Origin of the sequence: uncultured Nitrosomonas sp. (assembly GCF_902826915.1) — a bacterium.
Lineage (GTDB): Bacteria > Pseudomonadota > Gammaproteobacteria > Burkholderiales > Nitrosomonadaceae > Nitrosomonas.
Map to the genome: position 1 here is coordinate 1 of NZ_CADEGP010000107.1, position 5,944 is coordinate 5,944.

The 5,944-nt window shown below is 42.3% G+C and carries 4 protein-coding genes and 1 pseudogene; 1 reads left to right on the forward strand and 4 read right to left on the reverse strand.

All coding sequences use genetic code 11. The annotated features are described in order from the left end of the window. Nucleotides 1–132: 132 nt before the first annotated feature. A complete protein-coding gene (locus QZV86_RS13145; RefSeq protein ID WP_295629030.1) occupies nt 133–1,410 on the reverse strand; it encodes a cytochrome P450 in 1,278 nt (425 codons plus the stop codon). Between the two features lie 45 nt (nt 1,411–1,455). Further along, nucleotides 1,456–3,528 carry a di-heme-cytochrome C peroxidase gene (locus QZV86_RS13150; protein ID WP_295629032.1) on the reverse strand — a complete coding sequence of 691 codons (2,073 nt, stop codon included), beginning with the start codon at nt 3,526–3,528 and terminating at the stop codon, nt 1,456–1,458. Nucleotides 3,529–3,907: 379 nt separating this feature from the next. Here QZV86_RS13150 and QZV86_RS13155 point away from each other — a divergent pair. Then, nucleotides 3,908–4,371: pseudogene (locus QZV86_RS13155) on the forward strand (IS3 family transposase); the annotation flags it as partial. Nucleotides 4,372–4,683: 312 nt separating this feature from the next. On the opposite strand, the gene QZV86_RS13160 reads toward QZV86_RS13155, so the two are convergent. Beyond that, nucleotides 4,684–4,980, reverse strand: coding sequence for a hypothetical protein (locus tag QZV86_RS13160; protein WP_295629035.1), 297 nt, complete (start codon nt 4,978–4,980; stop codon nt 4,684–4,686). 461 nt (nt 4,981–5,441) lie between these two features. Continuing rightward, a complete protein-coding gene (locus tag QZV86_RS13165) occupies nt 5,442–5,639 on the reverse strand; it encodes a hypothetical protein (RefSeq protein ID WP_295629038.1) in 198 nt (65 codons plus the stop codon). Between the last annotated feature and the right edge of the window lie 305 nt (nt 5,640–5,944).

Below are 5,944 nucleotides of genomic sequence, written 5' to 3' on the forward strand. Positions count from 1 at the left end.
TAAGATCACTTGGAAGAACAAGACAATTTCAACAGTTAATTACTACATAGCCTTTAATTATTTCTGCTTCATATTAATCTGAGCGGATTTATTCAAATTGATAAACGCATATCGAAGCCGGAACTGAGAATTTCATTGCGCAGTAATCCATGACAGTGTATATGATTCCGGGAACGGGCCAGATTTATAATCAATGTTGCCTTTGGGTTCAATATTCTTCTGAAGAAATACTTGACGTATCATTTCAGGAATCATGACCATGCCCACATAACGTCCTAGGCATTGATGCGCACCAAACCCAAAATGAAAATAGTTATACCAGTTACGTTGTGGGATAAATTCTTCCGGCGACTCAAAGGCTCGCTCATCGAACGTAGCCGATAAAGTCACGGGCAGCACATGAGTGCCTGCCCGTAATACTGTTTCATGGTCGGTGCCTTTTGCGGCAGTATAATCGCTTGCGGTCGTCCGGAATAAATAGGGCGTGATCGGAACAAAACGTAAGGCTTCCCAGATAATTCCGTCGAATTCAGTGGAGTCATCTTTCTGCGCGGCAGCTTTTGCTTTTTCCAGCCATTCCGAATGCTGAAACAGGTATTGCAGTACTTGCGCCACGGCCTGAGCGGTCGTCTCGATTGCACCAATCAGTAATCCACCCGCATTAATACCTAAACGTTTAATATCGAAATCCAGTTCTTTTGCAAAGCTGGTGCGCAGCATTCGAGTAACAATATCATCCTCCAATCTCACGATCGTTGAGAATGTCAACTTTTCAATCTTAACTGCCAGAAGGCGTTTTGCAATCAGCATAGTGATAAAGTCGCTTAGCTTCTTGGAAGTTTCATTGTGACGATCAATAATACGTTGCGACAGTTCCGGCGGAACTAAGTCGAAAGGTTGGTTATGAAAAGTATCATATTGATTCCAGTAGGACCATTCAATCAAATCCTCTCTTTTCGCCCCGGTCAGTCCAAAATAGTTTTGTACCAATGTTGCCGGAACCATGCGGCAGAAACTGTTGACCACTTCAATCTGCCCATTGGCATTGCTTAGAATCCCTTTGGCAATATCTGCAATCATATTACGTACGCGCGGTAAATCGTCACGATTCAGCATGAATTGCATCAATGATTTTTCACGCGTATGCAGTGCGTCATCATCATGTGCCATCAAAAAATTATCCATTTTGGGGACATATGGCTTGACGGTAAAAATCTTATACATGGTCAGTATTTCTCTGACATCATCAAAGCGTGTTACCAGTGTGCAGTCGGGTGTTACCAGGATGGGACGTTTGGCACGCAATTCTTTAAAAAAAGGCAAAGGTTCGGTATCCATCCAGCGGCGAACTAAGGGAAATTTCTCTGCGTCGGCGGTAGCGTCGTAGCGCTCTAGATAATTTGTACTCATTTCATTACTCCCTGTTCATTAATAAATGATAGCTGAAGATTCTAATTACAGAGTTTTAAGATATTCAAGCAAATCCAACCGCTCTTCTTTATTGAGTTTCGGCAAAGTGTTGCCATCAGATTGAGCCGTTCCGCCGGATGAATACTCGTGCCCAGCATTACTATTGCCCTTTAAACGGGTATCAAAGGTAAAGCCGTCGTATCCTTCACTTTTAAGGCCAACTTTCTCAGGATCGAATTCGCGCGATCCCACTTGGAATTCGTCAGGTCGATATTCACCATCTTCCGGGTCACCTTCGCGTTTCTTGGGTAGCAATAAATCATAGAGCGTTGGTACAGATCCATTGTGGAGGTAGGGCGCTGTCGCCCAAATGCCATTTAATGATCTCGCCTTATAAGCGTTTAATGAAGCAAATGGATCGACTGTCGTATCAGGATCATAATTACCGTGTTTTAGCGAAGGATTGATCTTGTTGCGGACAAATGCCGTGCCGATATCTACAAGCCAATCGGCCCAGCGCCGGAGAAACCATTTGTCGGGATCTGGAGTGGCTACTACATTTAAGGTCGCTTTTGTCAGCAATGAGGCAACAGGTGCTTTCTGATCGAGTAAAATATCTCCAATACCTACGCTTACATACTGGTTGCGCAAAATACCCGAGTAGCCCTGGTACTCTCTGCCGTTCTTGGCCATAACCGGATCGGTCCCTACATCGCTGACTCTAGACATATTTGCAACGATGCGACGCTGAGGGTCGGTGCGATCAATTCTGGCATGGCAGCTTTCACAATATTGATTAAATAATAATTTGCCTCGAAAAACACGTTCCTTATCAGGTTCTCCCAGAATCTCTTTCGGCCATATAGGGGATTGCAGTTTATCCAGGTGTGACTCAATTCTGCTTAGATTGTGTACGTTGACGGAAGAATCAAAGCTAATCTTTTTGGTTCCAGCGGCTTGTCCACCGATAAGCGTCGATATGCTAACCCCTTTTTCTTCTTTCCAATCTAACGTGCCAAAAACTCCGATAACTTCTCCGGTATTACGTCCAAGCGGACCTAACCCGGCATTGGAAGCTAACCCGTTCCATTGCACGTAATCATGTTGCGGTATATCCCACAAGAAAGGGTAACTGACAGGCGCATTAGGTGGATTAAACAATTTCTGACGCAATTTTCCTAATTGCTCCCACTCGAGTGTTTTGGTAAGACGCGCAACCAAATGATCGCGCTGATCGCCTGTCATAATCTTGTCCACATTTTGCATGATCTTATTGAGTTCTTCTTCTGTCATGCCTGTATTGCCCATTGCCCCACCGTCACTCAATAGTTCTTTTAATACGCTATCATTGACGAGGTGTTCCAGCACGCGGTTATAAATACGCCCAAACGCATCCAGTCGTGCATAACCGTAGGGAATATTAGTGCCGTCCTCATCGACACTGCGATTAATAGTTATATAGTTGGAGAGGCGTTGTTTGTATTTCTCCAGATCACTAAGTACTTCAGCCTCTGATTTGTAGTTGCCCAGCGCAAGTACATTCTTGACAAATCGGTCTTTTTTCTCCTTATCCCTTTGAGTGTGGTGCATAGCTTTCGTAATATCCTTCATAATGCTATCCATATCTGCACTGGCCGGGCCGCCATCAATACGAATGCCCACACCATTATAGTTTATTTGCCCGGTGTGACAGGCAGCACAAGTCAACCCTATGTATTCTTTATCCCTGTAACTGTCTTTTACCCATCCGACAGGTAATGCATCCGGATTACTGGAAGTGGCTTTCTGAGGTAAGTAACGATAAGAGTTCATGTTTTCATCGGCACGGAAAAGCTCGGGTTTTTTTTGCTGTTCCAATACCATGAAGAAATCATAAGGCATAAGATTCGATCCCTGCGTGGTGGTATAAAACCAAAGGCTGTCAGCAATGTCCCAGCCTTGGTCAAGGTATTGTACCGTTGTATAACTATCTCCAAAGGGATCTTGGGTAACAGTAGTCGCTCCACGTTCAGGATCAGTCTCCGGAATCAGCGTACAACCAGAAATTCCAGTCAGAAGAAGCAAGGCTGAAATAGAAGATAGCAGCTGTTTTTTTGATGATTCAAGTGATTGCTTCACGATGGTTCCCCTTTTGCTTGATTTTGTTTAACCATTACTGTCAAGAACAAGAAATGCTTACATAACAATGATAGTTCTACATTCCACAATTATCTTGCAATGTTGTTATGATTTCTGGTTCTGTGCATTACATGACTCTTGATTATATCTATTCGAGGTCCGTGCTCAACGCTCAATTCTGGCACATTGCCTTATTCTTATCGCTGCACTCGTTCAGAACTTACTGTAGACAATAGCAATACTAGCATGTCTTATAAAACATATCAGAAATTGATATCTAACTAGTTAATAAGTGGCCTCGAAAATTCGGACAGTTCTTTAAGTGGTAATCTTGCTCAACCCAAGCCGTGAAATTGACGGCAAACAGAGGAGCGAGAGTATGAGAAGGACGAGGAGGAATCACGCAGCGGGATTTAAAGCCAGGGTGGCCATAGCGGCGATCAAGAGTGACAAGACACTTGCTGAGTTAACTGAACAATTTGATGTGCACCCGAATCAGATTTCGGAATGGAAGCAGCCGTTACAGGAATCTGCAATTGATGTATTCGGGAATAATTCAAGGACAAAGGCCGCCGAGCCTGATCTCAAGATACTCCACGTCACTCACGCTGGAGAATAATTTTTTAGAAGGAGCGCTCTACCTGAGGCGGGATTGTTGAGGGTAAAGCGATGATAGACCGAGCTCGCAAACTGTCGTTAGTGCAGCAATGCCAGCTATTGGATGTGGCACGCTCAACGGCGTACTACCAACCGGCTCCGCCATCAGCGGAAGAGCTTGCGCTAATGCGCCGGATAGACGAATTGCATCTGAATCATCCCTCTGCAGGTGCTAGAATGCTCAAGCGTGAAAGAAATTCTAGTTGGTCGGCGTCGTTATCAACACTTGATGTTGGTGGTAGGTGTGCTGAATCACTCTAAGCTTGATTTCTTTGCTATCTTTAAACGAGCAGGTACAATTCTTTTGAGTATGCCCTGCAGCCAAGTCCTACTTGATTTGTGAATTTCAGGTACAAAATGCAACTATTCGCGATAACAGTAATGGGCGCTTATTGATTACTTCATAGAATAAAAAAACCGCCACTAAGGGCGGTTCTTCTATCTTTTGTTCTGTAAGAAATTGGGATAATTTCTTATTCTTATTTTATGTGCAAAATTTTAATGTCCAGGTTTGCTAGTGCCACCATAAGGACGAGCATCAGCCCCTTCTTTTAAGCAATTACCATTTCCATCAAGACCATGTGGACATTCAATCGCCTCTCCACGCATGAGTTTTTCATAGTTTTCTTTTTCTTGTTCAGGTAATGCTTGACTAGGTCTGCCACCACATGCAGCCAACGTTAAAATCAATAAAGATGCTGCTATAAGAAGAGTATATTTCATTATTTGATTTTCCTTATAAAAATTTCTTAAAGTAAGTCCTGCAGTATATAACGGATTTAGTAAATCATTCAAGCAAGTTTTGAGCTAACAATCTAATTAAGCTATGTTAGTTTCTAAGATTTTTTTAGAAAAAATAACTATTAGAGTAGGCGTGTATCACGCAACAATACTTCGATTATTTATCGAATTCATACTCAGTTTTTGTTATTTGTTTCATTTAGCCGAGCAGCGTACAGGAATTTCCTAACACTCTTTCAGAATCGCAAATTTTCAATTTTTTCGACTCGTATTTTATTGCCTGCTATTTTATGCACAAATTCTGATACATAAATAATTCAAGATGTTACCTGGTTGTCTAAATCGAAGCAACTTTCGCTGTTCACTTGATGTGAACTGCACTTGGCCTTCTTTCCAATTATGCTTATCGTATACCGGAGACTCTTCGCTGGTGCTTAGCTAAGTGGGCCTGTCTGTGTATGCGATCACTACTTTCGGTGCTTTGATACCGTTGAAGTAGTGATTCGCCCATTACATTACTCTTGGTCTTTACTTGATTCTTCTTTATTTGTTTTTTGAGTGTCTGCTGCATCGAAAGTAGGCTCAGAATCTCTAGGAGCATACGCGGATGGAGGCGGTTTATCCATAGGATAACCGTCAAGACTTTTTTTACCTTCACATGCGGTTAGTGTTAATGCCGCAAATGCAACTGCCAATAGTGAAAATTTAATCATTTAACCCTCTATATTTTTCTGATTTGTTGTTTCCGTAGATAGCATAATCGAAGTTACATCATTATTCAAATTAGAATTATGTCATGTGCTGCACTTGATTAATAAAACCAATAATACCAATGCCCTAACGAATAGTAATTGGGTAGTGTAAATTTAATTGTGTCTGGAGTAGGTATGTAGGCTGGAAATTTCGATGAATTGTTAAGTCCTAGTTAGAGTCTTCAGTTTTATACAATTATCTTTTCTGGCGGAGCTAAGGAAACGCTGATCTATTCGATCACATCGAATAGACATGCAGAGGTTTG

Coding starts and splice junctions, on each gene's coding strand:
- QZV86_RS13145 (WP_295629030.1), bottom strand. CDS start 1,410: ATGAGTACAAATTATCTAGAGCGCTACGACGCTACCGCCGACGCAGAG.
- QZV86_RS13165 (WP_295629038.1), bottom strand. CDS start 5,639: ATGATTAAATTTTCACTATTGGCAGTTGCATTTGCGGCATTAACACTA.